General features: G+C 46.2%; 12 protein-coding genes and 1 pseudogene. 9 read left to right on the forward strand and 4 right to left on the reverse strand.

The window, feature by feature from the left end; translation table 11 throughout:
• Positions 1 to 8: 8 nt before the first annotated feature.
• Positions 9 to 1,586, reverse strand: coding sequence for an FMN-binding glutamate synthase family protein (locus tag SC79_RS17135; RefSeq protein ID WP_039076097.1), 1,578 nt, complete (start codon positions 1,584 to 1,586; stop codon positions 9 to 11).
• Positions 1,587 to 1,834: 248 nt separating this feature from the next.
• Between SC79_RS17135 and SC79_RS17140 the strand changes: the two genes are divergently transcribed.
• The 5 genes from SC79_RS17140 (at position 1,835) to SC79_RS17160 (ending at position 9,223) form a co-directional block, all read left to right on the forward strand.
• On the forward strand, positions 1,835 to 2,521 hold the full coding sequence (locus tag SC79_RS17140) for a heptaprenylglyceryl phosphate synthase (protein ID WP_039076098.1): 687 nt from the start codon (positions 1,835 to 1,837) through the stop codon (positions 2,519 to 2,521).
• Between the two features lie 61 nt (positions 2,522 to 2,582).
• Positions 2,583 to 4,802: a DNA helicase PcrA gene (gene pcrA, locus SC79_RS17145; protein WP_039076099.1), complete on the forward strand. Its 2,220-nt coding sequence runs from the start codon at positions 2,583 to 2,585 to the stop codon at positions 4,800 to 4,802.
• Between the two features lie 23 nt (positions 4,803 to 4,825).
• Positions 4,826 to 6,832, forward strand: a complete 2,007-nt coding sequence (ligA, locus tag SC79_RS17150) for an NAD-dependent DNA ligase LigA (RefSeq protein WP_039076100.1) — start codon at positions 4,826 to 4,828, stop codon at positions 6,830 to 6,832.
• 15 nt (positions 6,833 to 6,847) lie between these two features.
• Positions 6,848 to 8,038, forward strand: coding sequence for a CamS family sex pheromone protein (locus SC79_RS17155; protein ID WP_039076101.1), 1,191 nt, complete (start codon positions 6,848 to 6,850; stop codon positions 8,036 to 8,038).
• 183 nt (positions 8,039 to 8,221) lie between these two features.
• Complete coding sequence (locus tag SC79_RS17160) at positions 8,222 to 9,223, forward strand: phosphotransferase enzyme family protein (RefSeq protein ID WP_039076102.1); 1,002 nt, start codon at positions 8,222 to 8,224, stop codon at positions 9,221 to 9,223.
• Positions 9,224 to 9,264: 41 nt separating this feature from the next.
• Here the strand turns inward: SC79_RS17160 and SC79_RS17165 are convergent, their stop codons facing one another.
• Complete coding sequence (locus SC79_RS17165; protein ID WP_082022810.1) at positions 9,265 to 9,963, reverse strand: MgtC/SapB family protein; 699 nt, start codon at positions 9,961 to 9,963, stop codon at positions 9,265 to 9,267.
• 105 nt (positions 9,964 to 10,068) lie between these two features.
• Complete coding sequence (putP, locus tag SC79_RS17170; protein WP_039076104.1) at positions 10,069 to 11,547, reverse strand: sodium/proline symporter PutP; 1,479 nt, start codon at positions 11,545 to 11,547, stop codon at positions 10,069 to 10,071.
• A gap of 396 nt (positions 11,548 to 11,943) precedes the next feature.
• On the opposite strand from putP, the gene gatC reads away from it, so the two are divergent.
• From gatC to gatB, 3 genes are read left to right on the forward strand one after another with little or no spacing between them, the layout of a single operon-like run.
• Positions 11,944 to 12,234: an Asp-tRNA(Asn)/Glu-tRNA(Gln) amidotransferase subunit GatC gene (gene gatC, locus SC79_RS17175; RefSeq protein WP_003219442.1), complete on the forward strand. Its 291-nt coding sequence runs from the start codon at positions 11,944 to 11,946 to the stop codon at positions 12,232 to 12,234.
• A 15-nt stretch (positions 12,235 to 12,249) separates the two neighbouring features.
• Positions 12,250 to 13,707: an Asp-tRNA(Asn)/Glu-tRNA(Gln) amidotransferase subunit GatA gene (gene gatA / locus SC79_RS17180; RefSeq protein WP_039076105.1), complete on the forward strand. Its 1,458-nt coding sequence runs from the start codon at positions 12,250 to 12,252 to the stop codon at positions 13,705 to 13,707.
• Between the two features lie 13 nt (positions 13,708 to 13,720).
• Positions 13,721 to 15,151 carry an Asp-tRNA(Asn)/Glu-tRNA(Gln) amidotransferase subunit GatB gene (gene gatB, locus SC79_RS17185; protein ID WP_039076106.1) on the forward strand — a complete coding sequence of 477 codons (1,431 nt, stop codon included), beginning with the start codon at positions 13,721 to 13,723 and terminating at the stop codon, positions 15,149 to 15,151.
• On the opposite strand, the pseudogene SC79_RS17190 reads toward gatB, so the two are convergent.
• A pseudogene (locus tag SC79_RS17190) lies at positions 15,152 to 16,046 on the reverse strand (TetR/AcrR family transcriptional regulator).
• 131 nt (positions 16,047 to 16,177) lie between these two features.
• Between SC79_RS17190 and srfP the strand changes: the two are divergent.
• Positions 16,178 to 19,315: a surfactin resistance protein SrfP gene (srfP, locus tag SC79_RS17195; protein ID WP_039076108.1), complete on the forward strand. Its 3,138-nt coding sequence runs from the start codon at positions 16,178 to 16,180 to the stop codon at positions 19,313 to 19,315.
• Positions 19,316 to 19,548 lie beyond the last annotated feature (233 nt).

Below are 19,548 nucleotides of genomic sequence, written 5' to 3' on the forward strand. Positions count from 1 at the left end.
CGGTTTCTTTATGAAACAAATTGGTGGATCAGTTTGTCGATCTCGACGGCGCTGCCATCCTCTTTTCGGTAAACAACATGCTCCTTGGAAAAGCGGACCGGCGAATTGATGCCCGCTGCGGCTGCGAGGTTAAACAGCCCCTCGCGCAATGAAATGACGTAGTTGCAGACACGGTGCTGTTTTTCCTCAACGCTCAGTGCTTTTTGCAGTTTTGGATCTGTTGTCGCCACACCTGCCGGACAAGTGTTGGTGTGGCAGACGAGAGCGCGGATGCAGCCCACGGAAAACATCATGCCGCGGGCAATGTTGACAAAATCAGCGCCGAGGGCTAAAGCGACCGCTATTTTGTCAGGAGTCAGGAGCTTTCCGGAAGCAAAGATTTTCAACTGACTGCGCAAGCCGTACTGTCTAAGCAGCGTATCAACGATAGGGAGTGCTGTCATAATCGGAAGGCCGACTGTGTCAGCAAGCTCATAAAAGGAAGCGCCAGTACCGCCTTCACTCCCGTCTATCGTGATAAAATCCGGATGCTGTCCGCTTTTCTGCATATAGGAGAAAAGCTCGTGCAATTCGCCAGGATGGCCTGCGACAATTTTGATTCCGACTGGCTTTTGGCCAACATCTCTAAGTTTCTCAATGAAGTTGAGCATTTCAGGAGCGCTTGAAAATTCATAAAAGCGGTTCGGGCTATCAATCGATTTTCCCGGTTCGACATTCCGGATGTCTGCCACTTCCTCTGATACCTTGGCGCCATCGACATGGCCGCCGCGGGTTTTCGCGCCTTGCGCCAGCTTTAGCTCAAACGCTTTAATTTGGTCAAGCCTGCTTTTTCTTTTAAACTCCTCCCATGAAAATTGACCGTTTCTTTTGCGCACGCCAAAAAGGCCCGGCCCGATTTGGCAAATGATATCGGCGCCGCCCTTTAAGTGATACTCCGATAATCCCCCTTCACCGGTATTCATCCATGTGCCGCCTGCTTGATGAAGCCCTTTTGAGAGCGCCGTTATCGCCCGTTCTCCAAGAGAACCGTAGCTCATGGCGGACTGCCCGACTAATCCCTTTACATAAAAAGGCTTCTCGCATGTATGCGCGCCGATCACCTGCACATCATCAGGGTGGAGATAATATGGATCGGTCTTGATTTGCTCGGGATGTTCCTTGCGTTTGAACAGATTGTCAGCATCCAGTTTATAGATATGGGTTTCAATTTTAGGTGTTTGGTTTACATGCATTTCTTCTTTTAATGTTGGAAACAGAGCGTTACGGATATAAAAACCCGGTTTATCAAAATCTCTTACAGATCCAAAGCCCATCATTCTGCTTTTGTATTTGCCCGAGATGACGGTTTGCTCATATTCCTTTCGTGAAAAAGGCTGCTCCTCATTGTCGTTGCTGTATAAATATTGCCTGAGCTCCGGCCCGATTTTTTCAAGGATATATCGAAACCTTCCGATGACGGGATAGTTGCGGAGAATTGAATGCTCCTCCTGTCTTTCATCTCTTATATAAATCCATATAAACAAAACGATGGGGATCGCCATAACCCCGATAATAAATGCGATGAGTGCGATCATGATGGATTCCACCTGCATAAGCCTCCCTTTTTTATGTAATCTTTTCCACAGTTGAACACTTTCCAAACAATAACAGAAGGGGATCGCAAGCCTAGATTTGAAGCCATAAAAGGCTTTCTGGGGCTCTCTTTTTTGATGAAAAAAGAATCAAAACACCTTTTTCAGTGAATAACGAGATTAACGGCTTTTTCCGTTTTTCCGCGCTATGTGAATTTGTTATAATGTTTAAATGGTAACAAACGAATGGAGGAACGTATGACGTGTACGATGTAACGGAGTGGAAGCATGTCTTTAAACTCGATCCAAATAAAGATTTGCCTGATGAACAGCTGGAGATTCTTTGTGAGTCAGGAACGGATGCGGTCATTATCGGAGGAAGCGATGGTGTGACTGAAGATAATGTCCTTCGGATGATGTCCAAGGTGAGACGGTTTTTGGTGCCCTGTGTCCTTGAGGTGTCAGCGATTGAAGCGATCGTTCCCGGCTTTGACTTATATTTTATTCCGAGTGTATTAAACAGCAAAAACGCGGACTGGATTGTCGGAATGCACCAGAAGGCCATGAAGGAATACGGAGAACTGATGTCTATGGAAGAAATAGTGGCGGAGGGGTACTGCATCGCAAATCCGGATTGCAAAGCGGCCGCTTTGACTGAAGCGGATGCCGATCTGGGTGTTGACGATATTGTCGCTTATGCGCGTGTGTCTGAGCTGCTGCAGCTTCCCATTTTTTATTTGGAATACAGCGGCGTGCTTGGAGACATAGAAGCCGTGAAGAAAACGAAGGCTGTATTGGAAACGTCCACCTTGTTTTACGGCGGCGGCATCAAGGACGAGGAAACGGCAAAGCAATATGCAGAGCATGCCGACGTGATCGTTGTAGGCAATGCGGTGTATGAAGATTTTGATCGGGCGTTGAAAACAGTAGCGGCTGTGAAAGGCGAGTAGTAAATTGTACGGATTTGGTTTATGATAGAACATATGTTTTGTATAGGCGGGTGAACGAATATTGAATTACATTAGCAATCAATTATTAAGCGGACTAAACCCTGTTCAGCAGGAAGCTGTCAAAACAACGGACGGGCCCCTCTTGCTGATGGCGGGAGCGGGAAGCGGAAAGACGCGTGTCCTGACACATAGAATCGCTTATTTAATGGCGGAAAAGCATGTGGCGCCGTGGAACATTTTGGCGATCACATTTACAAATAAAGCGGCACGCGAAATGAAGGAACGTGTAGAAAGCATTCTCGGACCGGGCGCGGACGATATCTGGATTTCCACTTTCCACAGCATGTGCGTGCGGATTTTGCGCAGAGACATCGACCGGATCGGGATCAACCGCAATTTCTCCATCCTTGATACGGCGGACCAGCTTTCGGTCATCAAGGGGATTTTGAAGGAGCGCAATCTTGATCCGAAGAAGTTTGACCCAAGAAGCATCCTTGGCACGATCAGCGGTGCGAAAAACGAATTGACCGAACCGGAGGAATTCTCTAAAGTAGCCGGCGGTTATTACGATCAGGTGGTCAGCGACGTATATGCTGACTATCAGAAAAAGCTTTTGAAAAACCAGTCGCTCGATTTTGATGATTTAATTATGACGACGATCAAACTGTTTGACCGTGTGCCGGAAGTGCTTGAATTTTATCAGCGCAAATTCCAATACATCCACGTTGATGAGTATCAGGATACGAACAGAGCCCAATACATGCTCGTAAAGCAGCTTGCGGAGCGTTTTGAGAACCTTTGCGTGGTCGGGGACTCTGACCAGTCGATTTACAGATGGCGCGGCGCGGATATCGCCAACATCCTTTCGTTTGAAAAAGATTATCCGAACGCAAGCGTGATTTTGCTTGAACAAAACTACCGGTCAACAAAACGGATTCTGAGTGCCGCTAACGAGGTCATCAAAAACAACTCGAACCGCAAACCGAAAAATCTGTGGACGGAAAACGATGATGGCGTCAAAATTTCTTACTACCGCGGAGATAACGAGTTCGGCGAAGGACAGTTTGTAGCCGGTAAAATTTATCAGCTTCACAGCTCAGGCAAGCGGAAGCTGTCGGATATCGCCATTTTGTACCGGACAAACGCACAGTCCCGTGTGATTGAGGAGACGCTTCTTAAAGCGGGCTTGAACTATAACATTGTCGGCGGCACAAAGTTCTATGACAGAAAAGAAATTAAAGACATTCTCGCGTACCTGCGCCTCGTATCCAATCCGGATGACGATATCAGTTTCACGCGAATTGTCAATGTGCCAAAGCGCGGAGTCGGCGCGACATCACTTGAAAAAATCGCTTCGTATGCGGCGATGAACGGCTTGTCCTTTTTCCAAGCGATTCAGCAGGTTGATTTTATCGGCGTCAGCGCCAAGGCGGCCAACGCGCTCGACAGCTTCAGGCAGATGATTGAGAACCTGACTAATATGCAGGACTACTTGTCCATTACAGAGCTGACAGAAGAAATTCTTGATAAGACGGAATACAGAGAAATGCTGAAGGCTGAGAAATCAATCGAAGCCCAAAGCCGTTTAGAAAACATCGACGAGTTCCTGTCTGTCACGAAAAACTTTGAACAGAAGAGCGAAGATAAGACACTCGTTGCGTTTCTGACAGACTTGGCCCTGATAGCAGATATCGATCAGCTTGACCAGAAGGAGGAAGAGTCGGGCGGCAAGGATGCCATCACCCTGATGACACTGCACGCCGCGAAAGGACTGGAGTTTCCGGTTGTTTTCTTGATGGGGCTTGAAGAAGGCGTCTTCCCGCACAGCCGTTCTCTCATGGAGGAAGCGGAAATGGAGGAAGAGCGCCGTCTTGCTTACGTTGGGATTACAAGGGCGGAGCAGGAGCTTTATCTGACCAACGCCAAAATGCGCACCTTGTTTGGCCGAACAAATATGAATCCGGAATCTCGCTTTATTGCTGAAATACCGGATGATTTATTGGAAAACCTAAATGAGAAAAAAGAAACGAGAGCGCCGTCCGCGAGAAAAATGCAGCCGAGACGCGGCCCTGTTTCACGTCCGGTTTCCTACGCCAGCAAAACAGGCGGAGACACTTTAAACTGGGCTGTTGGAGATAAGGCCGGCCATAAGAAATGGGGAACAGGAACTGTCGTCAGTGTGAAAGGCGAAGGAGAAGGGACGGAGCTGGATATTGCCTTCCCGAGCCCTGTCGGTGTAAAACGCCTGTTAGCGGCATTCGCGCCTATTGAAAAGCAGTAATTGAAGAGGAAAGGAAGAAGCAGATGGACAAAGAAACAGCGAAGCAGCGGGCAGAAGAACTGCGCCGCACCATCAACAAGTATAGCTATGAATATTACACCTTAGATGAACCGAGCGTCCCTGATGCCGAATACGACAGATTGATGCAGGAGCTGATTGCGATCGAGGAGGAGCATCCAGCCCTCAGAACGCCTGACTCTCCTACGCAGCGTGTCGGCGGAGCCGTGCTTGAAGCGTTTCAGAAAGTCACTCACGGCACGCCGATGCTCAGTTTGGGCAACGCCTTTAATGCTGATGATCTCCGTGATTTCGACCGCCGCGTGCGCCAGGCAGTCGGTGACGATGTGGCGTATAATGTGGAGCTGAAAATAGACGGTCTTGCTGTTTCTCTCCGTTATGAAGACGGCTATTTTGTCAGAGGAGCCACAAGAGGTGACGGCACGACGGGAGAGGATATTACGGAGAATCTAAAGACGATCCGCAATATTCCGCTCAAAATGAAACGTGATTTGTCCATCGAAGTGCGCGGCGAGGCGTATATGCCAAAGCCTTCGTTTGAAGCGCTCAATGAGGAACGGATCAAAAACGAAGAAGAACCGTTCGCCAATCCGCGAAATGCCGCCGCGGGATCACTCAGACAGCTCGATCCGAAAATTGCGGCGAAACGAAACCTCGATATCTTCGTCTACAGTATAGCGGAGCTTGACGAAATTGGGGTGGGGACGCAAAGCCAGGGACTAGATTTTCTCGATGAAATCGGATTTAAGACGAATCAGGAACGAAAAAAATGCGGCAGCATAGAAGAAGTCATAGCGCTGATCGATGAGTTTCAGGCTAAGCGCGCTGACCTCCCGTATGAAATTGACGGCATCGTGATTAAGGTAGATTCTCTTGACCAGCAGGAGGAGCTCGGTTTTACGGCGAAAAGCCCGCGCTGGGCCATCGCGTATAAGTTTCCTGCTGAAGAGGTCGTGACAAAGCTTCTCGATATCGAATTAAATGTCGGCAGAACAGGTGTCATTACGCCGACCGCGGTTCTCGAGCCGGTAAAAGTTGCCGGCACAACGGTCTCAAGAGCATCCCTTCATAACGAAGATTTAATTAAAGAGAAGGACATTCGAATCTTGGATAAGGTCGTTGTCAAAAAAGCGGGCGATATCATTCCGGAAGTCGTGAACGTCCTTGTTGAACAGCGCACAGGAGAGGAAAAGGAATTCAGCATGCCGACGGAATGTCCTGAATGCGGGAGCGAGCTCGTCCGGATCGAAGGAGAAGTGGCGCTTCGCTGCATTAATCCTGAATGCCCGGCGCAAATCCGGGAAGGGCTGATCCATTTTGTTTCCCGCAATGCCATGAACATTGACGGGCTCGGCGAACGAGTGATCACACAGCTGTTTGAGGAGAACCTTGTCCGCAATGTGGCGGATTTGTATAAGCTCACGAAGGAACAGGTCATCCAGCTCGAACGAATGGGAGAAAAGTCCACTGAAAACCTGATCAGCTCCATCCAAACATCAAAGGAAAATTCGTTAGAGCGCTTGCTATTCGGACTCGGCATCCGTTTTATCGGTTCAAAGGCCGCAAAGACGCTCGCCATGCATTTTGAAAGTCTGGAGAACCTGAGAAACGCCTCTTTAGAGGAGCTTCTTGCGATCGATGAAATCGGTGAAAAAATGGCTGACGCGGTCATCACTTATTTTCATAAAGAAGAAATGCTCGATCTCTTGAATGAACTACAGGAGCTGGGCGTCAATACACTCTACAAAGGCCCGAAAAAAGTAAAAGCAGAAGAAAGCGATTCTTACTTTGCCGGTAAAACAATTGTCCTGACAGGAAAACTGGAAGAACTGTCTAGAAACGAAGCCAAAGCGCAAATTGAAGCGCTCGGCGGAAAGCTGACTGGAAGCGTCAGCAAAAACACAGACTTGGTCATCGCCGGAGAAGCGGCTGGAAGCAAGCTGACAAAAGCGCAAGAGCTGGACATCGAAGTGTGGAATGAAGAACAGTTAATCGGAGAGCTAAAGAAATAAGAGGAGTGTTTTCTATTGAAAAAGACGTTGGCAATGGCGGCAACTGCGGCAGTGTTAATGCTGTCTGCCTGCTCGTCAGGTTTTGGGGGGGAGAAGGAGGAAGAGATCACGCAAAAGACGGCGAAATCGTCAGAAAAAGCGATTGTTCCGAAATATAACATCTCTGATTCCTATTACAAAATGGTGCTGCCGTTTAAGGCGGGAAAAGCGCGCGGTTTGACGACGGAACAGCTGAATACAAGATTGGATATTGATGAGTTTGAAACAGGGCTGATGCGTCTTGCCCAAGATTCTTTCTCAACTGAAGACTATCTGTTCCAAGAAGGGCAATATTTAGATGAAGATACCGTATTAAGCTGGCTTGCACGGAAAAAAACAGGTTCTGATCTAAAAAAAGCCCAAAAAAAGGATGAAAACTTCAAAAATGAAGGCTTGAACCCAGCGCTTCCAAGCTCCGGTTCAACAGAAGAGAAAAACGAAAGCAGCCCGGTTTATTTAGCATCCATGCTGGAACACGATTATTTAGTCAGAAAAGACAAAAATTCCATTCAGCTTGGCGGCGTGATGATCGGGCTGGCCTTGAACTCTGTGTATTACTATCGTGAAAAAATAGGCGACCCTCAAAAAGAGGTGGAGATTAAGGACAGCACGCTCCGCAAACAGGGAGAAAAAATCGCTCAGGAGGTCATTAACCGCCTCCGTAAAAAAGATAACCTGAAGAATGTGCCGATCACCATCGCGCTTTACAAGCAGGCGTCAAAAACATCGATTGTGCCGGGGAACTTCTTAGCCAAAACAGAAGTCAAAGCAGGCTCCGCGGACATCTCAAATTGGGATGACATCAATGAAACTTATGTTTTCTATCCGGCGGATACAAGCACAGCAGAAAAATACCCGGATGACACCGAAGTCTTTAAGCGGTTCAAAAATTCAATCGAAGAGTATTTCCCGAACTACACAGGCGTTGTAGGGACAGCGTTGTATGAAAATAATGAAATGACGAAAATGAAGATCGACATTCCAATGCAATTCTATGGAAAAAGTGAAGTCGTCGCGTTTACCCAGTTTTTAACGGGTGAAGTGATGGATTACTACGCTAAGAGCTCACTTAATCTCGAAGTGAATATCACGTCTTCCGATGGACAGGAAGCGGTCATTATCCGCAATGCAGGAGATAAAGAGCCGACTGTTCACATTTACGACTGATAAACAAAACGGAGCCCTTGTGCGAATATGGCACAAGGGTTTTTTTGTGTTATGATTAACAGGAAAAGGAAACAAAAGAAAGTTTTGCTTCTGCCAAACACAAATCAAGGGGAGGTATGTTGATGCTGGAACTCGTATGAAAAACAATTCTATTAAATCGATCATAAGGAAAGGAAGTTAAACGTGCATAAAGAAATCAAAAACATATTTCAAGAAGATCAGGTGTTGGCAGAGGCTGCGATGAGATACGGTTTTTCAAAAAGCCAGATGCGTTTTCTGGCTGATGCGGAAAACTATGTATATGAGTGTATGAAAGACAATCAATCATATATTTTAAAGATCACCCATACGATTCGGAGATCTTCTGATTACATGATGGGAGAGATGGAATGGCTTCGTTACCTTGCAAAAAACGGGCTAACAGTTGCCAAACCGCTCCCGTCGCTGAACGGAACATATGTCGAAGAAGCGCCGGACGGAAATGGCGGGTCATTTTTGTTGAGAGTATATGAGAAAGCCCCAGGGCAAAAAGTGGATGAATCGGACTGGAATGAAATACTATTTTATAAGCTTGGCAGATACACAGGCAAGATGCACAGCCTGACAAAAAGCTACAAACTGGGCAATCCCGCTTTTAAAAGACAGGAGTGGGATGAAGAGGAGCAATTAAAGCTAAGAACGTATGTCCCAGAAGATCAGACAAAGGTGTTTCAGCAGGCTGATTCGCTGATGAATGAACTGCGGCGGCTGCCGAAAAGCCGGGACAGCTACGGCTTGGTGCATGCGGATTTGCATCATGGCAATTTTCATTGGGATCATGGCAAAATCATAGCATTTGATTTTGATGATATCGGCTACAATTGGTTTATTAACGATATCAGCATCCTTCTCTACAATGTACTGTGGTACCCGGTTGTGCCATATGAAGATAAAGCAGCGTTTACACAAGAATTTATGACGCACTTTATGAAAGGGTACTGGGAGGAAAATGAACTTGATCCTATGTGGCTGAAAACGATCCCTGACTTCCTCCGCCTTCGCCACATGTTGATTTACGGATTGCTGCATCAAATGTTTGACCTTCAGGCTATCGGAGAAGAAGAAAAAGAAATGCTGGCCGGTTTCAGAAGAGATATAGAGAATGGCACACCGATTACCACATTTGATTTTTCTGCACTGGTGTAGATGGAAAAAGCCAATGGGACTGAAATTCTCCCCATTGGCTTTTATAATGTATCACATTTTACGCCGACTACGCCTTCAATGTTTTTAATGTCATAGTAGACGTCGGTCGTGTACCTGTTTTTATGGACGCGGACCTTCACTTCCATAATCGGAAATTCCTTTTCGCCCAGGTCGTCGATCCGGACGGAATGTATTTTGATATCTTTTCTTTTCATTTCTTTTAAAATCTCTGTCATTTTGTCTTTATCCGAAAGCGACATTCTGATGCGGATATCTTTTTCCTGAAGGCGGTCCGGTCCGATTTTTCTAACCGCCCATGGTAAAAATTCAACACTGATCAGGATGAACAGAAGACTGGCAAAGGCTTCTTTATAAAACCCCGCTCCGGTTGCGAGCCCAAGCCCCGCCGCCCCCCAGATCATAGCCGATGTTGTCAGGCCGGATATGACGTCGTTGCTTTTCCGCAAGATGACACCGGCTCCGATAAATCCGACGCCTGAGATGATTTGTGCCGGCAGACGCAGCGGGTCCATCATGATGCGGTAGTATTTAGGGAATTGATATGCCGCATTAATACTGACGATCGTCAGCATGCATGAGCTGACGGCGATAACGATACAGGTTTTTAATCCGAGCGGCTTATTTTTTAATTCACGCTCAAGTCCAATGACCATGCCAATCAATGTGGCAATGCCCAATTTTAATAAAATGTCAGGATCAATATACCAGCTCAACAGCAACTTCCCCCTTCTCTAAGGTGTTTTTAAATAAATATGATTTTCTCACAGTATTTATAGCAAAACAAGAGCACAAAAGCCACCAAGCGGCGCTTGATGGCTTTTTGCTTACTTTTTGCGTTTTAACAGCTTTTCCATGACGCCGAATAATCGGTAAGAAGCTTTTGCAGGACGTTTCGTGATCAAGCTTCCAATAATACCCGCAATCATACTCAGGAAAAACCCTGGAATCATTTCATAGAGGCCTGTAGAGTCAGCTAAACCAGTTGTAATCCAAATTAATACTGTCGCAGCTCCGACAACCATGGCTGATAGGGCGCCCCATTCAGTCATCCGTTTCCAATACAGGCTCAGAAGAATCGCAGGCCCGAAAGCAGAACCGAATCCGGCCCACGCATAACCAACCAAATCTAAAATCGTGCTGCTCGGATTCAAGGACATCAGAATCGCAATGACCGCGATAATGAGCACTGACAGCCGGCCGGTCATGACTAGTTCTTTATCTGATGCTTCACGTCTGAAAAATGTCCGGTATAAATCCTCTGTCATAGCACTCGCTGTGACCAGAAGCTGAGAAGAGATCGAACTCATAATCGCTGCTAAAATAGCAGACAGCAAAAATCCCGTAATCAAGGGATGGAACAATATTTTAGAAAAAATAATGAAAATCGTTTCAGGATCGCTTACAACAACTCCGAATTTATGTGCGTAAGCCACACCGACCAAACCCGTTGCAGTTGAACCGAGGATGGAGATTACCATCCAGCTCATCCCGATTCTGCGCGCGGGTTTTAAATCTTTGATATGCTTAATCGCCATAAAACGGATGATGATATGAGGCTGGCCATAGTAGCCTAAGCCCCAAGCCAAATAAGAAATAATGCTAATGACGCTCGCGCCTTTAAAAATATCCAATAGCTTCGGGTCCACGGCTGAAATCTCATGTAAAGCAGGAGAGACGCCGCCCAGCTGGGTAAAAGCAACGATCGGCACAAGCACTAATGCTGCAAACATGATCGCACCCTGTACAAAGTCAGTCAGACTGACAGCAAGGAAACCGCCAAACAGTGTGTATAACACGACAACGCCCGCAGTCAGCAGGAGTCCAAGTGTATAATCGGCTCCAAAAGCAGATTCAAATAATCTTCCGCCTGATACCATACCAGAAGACGTATACAAAGTGAAAAAGATCATAATGATCAAAGCCGATACAATTTTCAGCACGGATGATGAATGCTGGAATCGTTTATCAAAGAAATCGGGAATCGTAATCGCGTCATCCGCCGCTTCTGTATACGCTCTAAGACGCGGAGCCAAAAGAAGATAATTCGAATACGCGCCGATTGTCAAGCCGAGTGCAAGCCATAATGTCGACAAGCCTGTGGCAAACATGGCCCCCGGAATTCCCATCAGCATCCATCCGCTCATATCCGCCGCTCCGGCAGACAAAGCAGTGACAAAAGGTCCGAGTCCTCTTCCCCCAAGCATGTAATCGTTGATATCAGTTGTTTTCTTAAACGAGTACCAGCCGATTAACAGCATGGCAGTAAAGTAAATTCCTAACGATATAATAATTTCAATACTCACGTTTTACCCTCTCTTCAATTCTATAAATGTGACATCACCTCTCCAATTGATGGTGCCAGTTAAGCCTGGCGCAAGTGTCACCTGTTTGGTGCACTTGTTAACTTAACCTAACAAAGTATTCCCAGTCATTCAAGGGATGAAACTTGGAAAAACAGTAGGGAATACAGTTGTAAACCTAGAGCGGAATACGAAATAAAGCGCTTTCATAAATAGACAAAAGTAAAAATATTCAGAAAAATATTTTGTTTCTCCTTCGTCTCTTTTTAGTATAAAATATATAGGGTATTGTCTTGAAAATCCAAGCCTGTTCCATGGCGTTTTGTTGCTTTGAAGGGCTTGTTTTTGATATGATCAGTATTATATGACTTAACGGAGAAATATGTGGAGGTGGATCAGATGTCACGAATTTCAATAGAAGAAGTAAAGCATGTTGCGCACCTTGCGAGACTTGCGATTACTGAAGAAGAAGCAAAAATGTTCACTGAACAGCTTGACAGCATCATTTCATTTGCCGAGGAGCTTAATGAGGTCAATACAGACAATGTAGAGCCTACAACTCACGTGCTGAAAATGAAAAATGTCATGAGAGAAGATGAAGCGGGTAAAGGTCTTCCGGTTGAGGACGTCATGAAAAATGCGCCTGACCATAAAGACGGCTATATTCGTGTGCCATCAATTCTGGACTAAAGGAGGGACACAAGAATGTCATTATTTGATCACAAAATCACAGAATTAAAACAGCTCATACATAAAAAAGAGATTAAGATTTCTGATCTTGTTGACGAATCTTATAAACGCATCCAAGCGGTTGATGATAAGGTACAAGCCTTTTTGGCATTAGATGAAGAAAGAGCGCGCGCGTACGCGAAGGAGCTTGATGAGGCGGTTGACGGCCGTTCAGAGCACGGTCTTCTTTTTGGTATGCCGATCGGCGTAAAAGATAATATTGTAACAAAAGGGCTGCGCACAACATGCTCCAGCAAAATTCTCGAGAACTTTGATCCGATTTACGATGCTACTGTCGTTCAGCGCCTTCAAGACGCTGAAGCGGTCACAATCGGAAAATTGAACATGGACGAATTCGCCATGGGATCATCTACTGAAAATTCAGCTTACAAGCTGACGAAAAACCCTTGGAACTTGGATACGGTTCCCGGCGGTTCAAGCGGCGGTTCAGCGGCTGCGGTTGCTGCGGGAGAAGTTCCGTTTTCTCTTGGATCTGACACAGGCGGTTCCATCCGTCAGCCTGCATCGTTCTGCGGCGTTGTCGGATTAAAGCCTACATACGGCCGTGTATCCCGTTATGGGCTGGTCGCATTCGCGTCTTCATTAGACCAAATCGGGCCGATTACCCGTACGGTTGAGGACAATGCATTTTTGCTTCAAGCGATTTCCGGCGCTGACAAAATGGACTCAACGAGCGCAAATGTGGACGTGCCTGATTTTCTTTCTTCATTAACTGGCGACATCAAAGGACTGAAAATCGCGGTTCCGAAAGAATACCTTGGTGAAGGTATCGGCAAAGAAGCGAGAGAATCTGTGCTTGCCGCGCTGAAGGTTCTCGAAGGTCTCGGCGCTACATGGGAAGAAGTGTCTCTTCCGCACAGCAAATACGCGCTGGCGACATATTACCTGCTGTCATCATCTGAAGCGTCAGCCAACCTTGCACGCTTTGACGGCATCCGCTACGGCTACCGCACAGACAACGCGGATAACCTGATCGACCTTTACAAGCAAACGCGCGCTGAAGGTTTCGGAAATGAAGTGAAACGCCGCATCATGCTCGGAACGTTCGCTTTAAGCTCAGGCTACTACGATGCCTACTACAAAAAGGCGCAAAAAGTGCGTACGTTGATCAAGAAAGACTTTGAAGACGTATTTGAGAAATATGACGTCATTGTCGGACCAACGACTCCGACACCTGCGTTTAAAATCGGTGAAAACACGAAAGATCCGCTCACAATGTACGCAAACGATATCTTAACGATTCCGGTCAACCTTGCCGGCGTACCGGGAATCAGCGTGCCATGCGGATTAGCAGACGGACTTCCGCTCGGCCTGCAAATCATCGGAAAACACTTTAACGAAAGCACTGTATACCGCGTTGCTCATGCATTTGAACAAGCGACAGACCATCATAAAGCAAAACCTGAACTGTAAGGGGTGAAAAGAATTGAACTTTGAAACGGTAATCGGACTTGAAGTCCATGTTGAGTTAAAAACAAAATCAAAAATTTTCTCAAGCTCTCCAACGCCATTCGGCGCGGAGGCGAACACGCAGACTAGCGTCATTGACCTCGGATACCCGGGCGTCCTGCCTGTTCTGAACAAAGAAGCCGTTGAATTCGCAATGAAAGCCGCCATGGCTCTCAATTGTGAAGTCGCAACGGATACGAAGTTTGACCGCAAAAACTATTTCTATCCGGACAACCCGAAAGCGTATCAGATTTCTCAATTTGATAAGCCAATCGGCGAAAACGGCTGGATCGAAATTGAAGTCGGCGGAAAAACAAAACGCATCGGCATCACTCGCCTTCACCTTGAAGAAGATGCGGGGAAACTCACACATACAGGCGACGGCTATTCTCTCGTTGACTACAACCGCCAGGGAACGCCGCTAGTTGAGATCGTATCAGAGCCGGATATCCGCACGCCGGAAGAAGCGTACGCGTATCTTGAAAAGCTGAAGTCCATCATCCAATACACAGGTGTTTCTGACTGTAAAATGGAAGAAGGTTCGCTTCGCTGTGACGCCAATATCTCTCTTCGTCCGATCGGCCGAGAGGAATTCGGCACAAAAACAGAATTGAAAAACTTGAACTCCTTTGCGTTTGTTCAAAAAGGCCTTGAGCATGAAGAAAAACGACAAGAGCAGGTTCTTCTCTCGGGCGGCGTCATTCAGCAGGAAACACGCCGTTACGACGAAGCAACGAAGAAAACCATTCTCATGCGTGTCAAAGAGGGATCGGACGATTACCGTTACTTCCCGGAGCCAGACCTTGTCGAGCTCTACATTGATGACGAATGGAAGGAACGCGTGAAAGCAAGCATTCCTGAACTTCCGGATGAGCGCCGCAAGCGTTACATCGATGAGCTTGGTTTGCCTGCGTATGACGCGATGGTTCTGACGCTGACGAAAGAAATGGCTGATTTCTTTGAAGAAACCGTTCAAAAAGGCGCTGAAGCCAAACAAGCGTCTAACTGGCTGATGGGTGAAGTATCAGCTTATCTGAACGCTGAGCAAAAAGAGCTTGCTGACGTGGCGCTGACACCTGAAGGCCTTGCCGGCATGATCAAATTGATTGAAAAAGGAACCATTTCTTCTAAGATCGCGAAGAAAGTGTTTAAAGAATTGATTGAAAAAGGCGGCGACGCTGAGAAGATTGTCAAAGAGAAAGGCCTCGTTCAGATTTCTGACGAAGGCGTGCTTCTGAAGCTTGTCACAGAGGCGCTTGACAGCAATCCTCAATCAATCGACGACTTTAAAAACGGGAAAGACCGTGCGATTGGCTTCCTTGTCGGACAGATTATGAAAGCGTCCAAAGGACAAGCCAACCCGCCGATGGTTAACAAAATCCTGCTTGAAGAAATTAAAAAACGCTAATTAAAAAGCAGCCCGCCTCTTTAGAGAGGGGGCTGCTTTTTTATGTTCAAATCGAGATGAAGACAGAGATCAGAGCCCGAAGCTCTTCAACTTCTTTGTCATTGGTCCCGGTCAAATTGGACAGCATGCCTTTCATAATCGGCTTGCGCGGTTTATCCTGAGACAATTCTTCCGCGATGACATCAAGCGACACGGCGATATCCTCGGGCAGTGTGCTGTTTTCTTTCACTTTCCGAATGTCCTCAAGCAGCTGTTCTTTGCCGGCCGGCATCAATCTGAAAATGTCTTTTGGCACAATCGGATTGAGGGTTGAATGGATGAGTCCTTGTACAAGGTCATCTAGTCTTTCGATCAAAAAGGCTGAGATTTCTTCCGCATCGATGCTTAGCTCTCCGTTAAAGACCATGACATTCATATAGGAATGCACAATGCCTCTTGCCATGATGGAGAGGTCCGCGACGTACCGCTCGATCTCTTTGCCATAGGATGCCAGCAAGGCGCTCCGGTACAGTTTATCCGTCTCCGCGGTTACTTTGTAAAAGTACTGCTTGATTTCTTGGTTCTCCGGAATGATATTTTCAGTAAGCAAAAGAACGATAAAATCCTTATGATCGCGGAAATCTTCAAATTGGGCGCCAATTTGCTTTTTCAGCACTTCCTTAGGCGGTTTTTCGGCGAGATCCTCTTCTATCTTTTTCATTTTTTTCATAGACATGCCGATATAATATTCACAGGCGGATAACAGCAGCGCTTCTTTTGATTTGAAGTGCAAATAAAAAGCGCCTTTAGAGATGCCGCATTCACTGGCGATTTCCTGGATCGTCGTAGAGGCGAATCCTTTTTTCGCAAACAAATGAATGCTGGTTTTTATGATTTTCTCTTTTTTTTCATTCATGACGTGCTTCCCCTTAATCCTTGAAAAATTTAGTAAAATTTTCTGGTATATGAGTTGACGTTGTTGCAATATAACGTTTAGTATTATATAGAATGACCAGTCAGTCAATAAAAAATGTAATGGAGGATATGATGAATCACGTTATTAATTTCGTTCTGAAAAACAAATTCGCCGTATGGCTGATGACGATTATTGTAACGGCAGCCGGATTGTATGCGGGTATGAATATGAAGCAAGAATCCATTCCTGATGTCAACATGCCTTACTTGACGATCAGCACTACATATCCGGGCGCGACGCCAAGCCAAGTGGCTGATGAGGTGACCAAACCGGTTGAACAAGCGGTGCAGAATTTGGACGGGGTCAGTGTTGTGACTTCGACCTCCTATGAAAATGCATCGTCGGTCATGATTGAATATGACTATGAGAAAGATATGGACAAAGCCAAAACAGAAGCGGCTGAGGCATTAGAAAACGTCAGCCTGCCTGATGACGCGAAAGATTCGGAAATTTCACGCTACAGCTTGAACTCCTTCCCGATTCTGACGCTCAGCGTGTCCAGTGACAAAGATAATCTGCAAGAGCTGACGAAAAAAGTGGAGGATAGCCTCGTTACGAAGCTTGAAGGGATAGAAGGCGTTGCTTCCGTCCAAGTATCAGGCCAGCAGGTTGAAGAGGTTGAATTCTCTTTTAAAGAAGACAAACTGAAAGAATACGGACTTGATGAAGATACAGTCAAGCAAGTGATTCAAGGTTCAGATGTGACTACTCCGCTTGGATTGTACACATTCGGAAATGAAGAAAAGTCTGTCGTCGTCAGCGGCGATATTGAAACCATTAAAGATTTGAAGAATATGAGAATTCCGATGGCATCTGCTTCAAGTGCAGGCGGAGCAGCATCTCAAGCAGCGGCGCAGAGCGCACAAGCGGCAGCCCAGGCGCAGCAAAGCGCAAGCTTAGACGTGCCGACGGTCAAGCTTTCTGATATTGCCACAATAAAAGATGTGAAAAAAGCTGAATCTGTTTCACGCACAAATGGCAAAGACAGCATCGGCATCAATGTCGTCAAAGCCAACGATGCGAATACAGTAGAGGTTGCTGACAATGTCAAAGATGAGCTCAAGCAGTTCAAAGAAGACCATAAAGGCTTCGACTACAGCGCAACACTTGACATGGCCGAGCCAATCACACAGTCAGTTGAAACCATGTTAAGCAAAGCCATTTTCGGTGCGATTTTCGCGATTGTGATTATTCTCTTATTCTTAAGAGATATCAAATCAACATTAATTTCGATTATTTCTATTCCGTTATCATTGCTGATCGCGCTTCTTGTACTGAACCAGCTTGATATCACACTGAATATCATGACGCTCGGTGCGATGACCGTGGCCATCGGACGTGTGGTCGATGATTCCATTGTTGTTATTGAGAATATTTACCGCCGCATGAGACTCAAAGATGAGCCGCTCCGCGGAAAAGCCTTGGTTCGTGAAGCGACGAAGGAAATGTTTAAACCGATCATGTCATCGACGATTGTGACAATCGCGGTATTTCTGCCGCTTGCACTTGTAGGCGGACAAATCGGTGAATTGTTTATTCCGTTTGCCTTAACGATCGTATTTGCGCTTGCCGCATCCCTATTGATTTCAATCACGCTTGTGCCAATGCTCGCGCACAGCCTGTTCAAAAAATCCTTAATGGGCGCACCGATCAAAGCGAAAGAACATAAACCTAGCAGACTGGCAGGCTTCTATAAAAAAGTTCTGAACTGGGCGCTGAGCCACAAGTGGATCACGTCTATCATCGCCGTTTTGATGCTGCTTGGAAGCTTGTTCCTTGTACCGTTAATCGGTGCCAGCTACCTGCCGTCCGAAGAAGAAAAAACAATGCAGCTCACATACAGCCCTGAACCGGGTGAAACGAAAAAAGAAGCCAAAGCTGAAGCTGAAAGAGCGGAAAAAATTCTGCTTGACCGCAAGCATGTCGATACGGTTCAGTATTCATTAGGCTCTGGCAGCCCGCTTGCCGGGGGAGATTCAAACGGTGCGTTATTCTATATCAAATATGAAAGCGACACGCCTGATTTTGATAAAGAAAAAGAAAACGTGCTGAAGAAAATTAAAGATCAGTCAGATCGCGGAGAATGGAAGTCACAGGACTTCAGTTCTTCAGGCAACAACAATGAATTAACATACTATGTGTATGGCAATTCAGAAAGCGACATTAAAGACACGGTCAAAGATATTGAAAAAATCATGAAAGATGAAAAGGATCTGAAAAATGTAAGCACAGGCCTTTCCAGCACATATGATGAATACACATTTATCGCTGACCAAGAAAAATTAAGCAAACTCGGTTTAACCGCGTCTCACATTTCTCAAGCCTTAATGACACAAACATCACAAGAACCGCTCACAACCGTGAAAAAAGACGGCAAAGAGCTTGATGTGAACATTAAGACAGAAAAAGACGAGTATAAGAGTGTGAAAGATTTAGAAAACAAAAAGATCACTTCTCCGACTGGCCAGCAAGTCAAAATCGGCGATGTCGCAAAAGTGAAAGAAGGATCAACATCTGATACTGTTTCAAAACGTGATGGAAAAGTGTATGCGGATGTCACAGGTGAAGTGACAACAGACAACGTCACAGCTGTATCAGTTGATGTCCAGAAGAAAATTGATAAGCTTGACCTTCCTGATAACGTTTCGATCGATACAGGCGGCGTATCAGCAGATATCGCTGACTCCTTCACGAAGCTAGGTTTGGCGATGCTGGCAGCAATCGCAATCGTCTACCTCGTGCTCGTAATTACTTTCGGCGGAGCACTAGCGCCATTTGCGATTCTGTTCTCATTGCCGTTCACAGTCATCGGCGCCCTGGTCGGACTTTATGTATCAGGTGAAACGATCAGTCTGAACGCGATGATTGGTATGCTCATGCTGATCGGTATCGTTGTCACGAATGCGATTGTCTTAATTGACCGCGTCATTCATAAGGAAGCGGAAGGACTGTCTACGAGAGAAGCGCTCCTAGAAGCCGGCTCTACACGACTCCGTCCGATCCTGATGACAGCCATCGCGACAATCGGCGCCTTGATTCCGTTAGCGCTCGGCTTCGAAGGCGGAAGCCAAGTCATTTCTAAAGGACTCGGCGTCACGGTTATCGGCGGTTTAATCAGTTCAACGCTTCTGACGCTCTTGATTGTGCCAATCGTATACGAAGTATTGGCGAAGTTCCGCAAGAAAAAACCGGGAACGGAAGAAGAGTAAAAGTGATAAAGCCTCAGCTTTGCTGAGGCTTTATATTATGTTGACAAAATCCTAAAACGGTTTTCGTTTTAGGATTTTTTTCAGCATGGTTGAAAACCTTTGAAATCTAGGAAAGCCGAGCAGCAGCACACTTTCATAAGATGTGATGACAACGGCGCTCCTTTGAGAATGTGAACACCAACGCTCAGGATTGACAACGAATGCGATGGTTAGCCCGACATGCTGGAGCCTCA

It is taken from the genome of Bacillus sp. MSP13 (genome assembly GCF_000815295.1).
Lineage (GTDB): Bacteria > Bacillota > Bacilli > Bacillales > Bacillaceae > Bacillus > Bacillus vallismortis.